General features: G+C 62.1%; 3 protein-coding genes. 2 read left to right on the top strand and 1 reads right to left on the bottom strand.

Annotated features, from left to right (window positions below):
- The first annotated feature begins 159 nt into the window (after positions 1–159).
- Together WBV42_RS10840 and WBV42_RS10845 are read left to right on the top strand one after the other, a co-directional pair.
- Entirely contained in the window at positions 160–1,308 is a 1,149-nt protein-coding gene (locus WBV42_RS10840; RefSeq protein ID WP_423986039.1) for a PQQ-binding-like beta-propeller repeat protein, read from the top strand.
- 159 nt (positions 1,309–1,467) lie between these two features.
- The gene (locus tag WBV42_RS10845; protein WP_423986040.1) at positions 1,468–1,734 is read left to right on the top strand and encodes a hypothetical protein; all 267 of its coding nucleotides are present in this window, start codon (positions 1,468–1,470) and stop codon (positions 1,732–1,734) included.
- On the opposite strand, the gene WBV42_RS10850 is transcribed toward WBV42_RS10845, so the two are convergent.
- Positions 1,704–1,898 (bottom strand): hypothetical protein, encoded by a 195-nt coding sequence (locus WBV42_RS10850; protein ID WP_423986041.1) that lies wholly within the window; start codon positions 1,896–1,898, stop codon positions 1,704–1,706. The two genes, WBV42_RS10845 and WBV42_RS10850, sit on opposite strands and share 31 nt — an antisense overlap.
- Between the last annotated feature and the right edge of the window lie 137 nt (positions 1,899–2,035).

The raw sequence follows: 2,035 nt of genomic DNA on the forward strand, positions 1-2,035 counted from the left end.
ATATTGTCCGATTGCCCCTGCATGGGCGCGGATATACCGCGTCGGTCACGACGAGATACAGAAAAAGAGCACCTTAGACTTTGCCGTCCAGTGAAAATGAACAATGACGGCGATTCACGCCCGCCGTTTACGGCGGGATTCTCTCGCCTGAATCAAGACATGTCCTCCGACGAACCGTACTTCTCGCGTCGCCAACTGATCGGCGCGGGGGGTCTCGCGGCCCTCGGCGCGTGGTACGTTCGCCCATCCCGATTCACGAGCGACCAATCGCTCGACCGACCGATTCCGCAGGACACGTGGCCGACCTTCGGCCGAGATGCCTCCCGGTCGGGATACGCGCTGACGTCGGACGCGCCGACGGAGGGAGTTCGCGTCGCGTGGAAGGCGGAAGTCGGCGAACCGTATCTCGCCCTCCCGGCTCTCGTCGGTGAGGATACAGTGTACACGACGACGCAGAACGAGTTGGTCGCGCTCGACGCCGAGGAGGGGACTGAACGTTGGCGGTTCGGCGAGGAGTTCATCCAAGGCGGCCCGGCCGTCGTCGGCGACACTGCATACTACAGCGCCGGTGTCAGCCTGTTTGCCGTCTCCGGAGACTACGCGAAGTGGAAGTTCGAGACGAACAGCAGCTTCGAGGAGATACTCTCTGTCGGCAACACGATATTCATCTCGTCGTACTACGAGGATGGAACCAAACTCATTGCCCTCGACGCGGAGAGCGGGGTTCCACGCTGGATGTCGAAACCCGGATTGCGACCCCTCGCGTACGCCGACGAGATACTGGTCGGGACGGGAGAGTACGGACTGGTCGCGGTAAACGCCACGAACGGGGAACGGGGATGGCACCTGTCGAAGCCGGGGCTGCCCGGCGACACGGCCCGATTCGGCTTCGGACCGACCATCGCCGGGGGGATGCTGTTCGGCGGTTCAGAGCGGCTCTATGCGGTCGATATCCACAGCGGGAAAGTGGCGTGGACGGCCGGAAGCGAAGGAGGGATGGCCGTTTCCGATGGCGAAACGGTGTACCGAAGCAGCATCGACGGAATCACTGCGTTCGACGCGGCTGACGGGACTCAGCAGTGGCAAACGTCAACGGGGCTGAATCTAACGGGCAGTCTCGCACTGAGCGACGAGATTCTCTACGCCGGAATCGAGGGCGGACTCGCCGGAGTGAATCCGGAAACCGGAAAGAGAAGGGTTCGATTCGAGTCGAAGCCGAACTCCAGGAGCGTCGGCCAGCCCGCCATCACAGGAAACCGAGTGTATGTGGGTGTGGGAACGAAGATGGTCGCACTGGAGGAACCATGACGAACGGAAAGCGGTCGATCGATATGGACACCGTCGTCGAGCATCTGCTCGCCGCGCTCGACAAACCGAGTCGGCTTCTCGTCCTGTGGCTGGGATTGAGTCCGGCAGTGGACCTCTTCGTCACGAAGTTTCTTGGCTCGCTGATGGTGCGACCGCTCGATGTCGCCGATTTTCATCGGGGCCGTCGTCACGCTGATCGTCGCGGTCCCCATACTCGGCTACTATCCGAACGTCAGGTTCGGGCAGGCGTTCCTGTTCAGCATCGTCACGGTCGCCTTCTACTTGCTGTTGAACGCCGTCCTCGGCGGCGACTACGGTTCGGGTGCCGGACTCCACGGGTCACCCTATCCGGTCATCGACGTCGTCCTGCTCTGGACGGCGGCGACGGCGTTCGCCTACGTGCTGGTCGTGCGAACCGACTGGTGAGCGTCCGAATCGCTGTCACCGTCGGAGTCGGAATCGTCGTCGTGGTCCGAATCCCCGTCGTCTCGGTCACTGTCGGAATCGCCATCGAGTCCGGCGGAGTACGTCTCGTCGTATTTTATCAAGTCCGCCCATCCGTCGTCCCCGTGGGCGCAGTGTTGACACATGGTATCGGAGAACGTCGGACGAAAGGATAAGGCTTTGCGTAAACTGCCTCGGGGTCAAGCCCCGAGGCTTTCGCGTGGACTCCCGTTCTATGCCGTAGCGGCAGGGGGGACGTACTCCCCACTCACGTTCAACGTCC

The organism is Haladaptatus sp., assembly GCF_049589095.1.
Taxonomy (GTDB): Archaea; Halobacteriota; Halobacteria; order Halobacteriales; family Haladaptataceae; genus Haladaptatus.

Bases quoted from the DNA above. Each gene is read 5' to 3' on its own strand.
- WBV42_RS10840 (WP_423986039.1), top strand. From the start codon at position 160: ATGTCCTCCGACGAACCGTACTTCTCGCGTCGCCAACTGATCGGCGCG.
- WBV42_RS10845 (WP_423986040.1), top strand. From the start codon at position 1,468: ATGTCGCCGATTTTCATCGGGGCCGTCGTCACGCTGATCGTCGCGGTC.
- WBV42_RS10850 (WP_423986041.1), bottom strand. From the start codon at position 1,898: ATGTGTCAACACTGCGCCCACGGGGACGACGGATGGGCGGACTTGATA.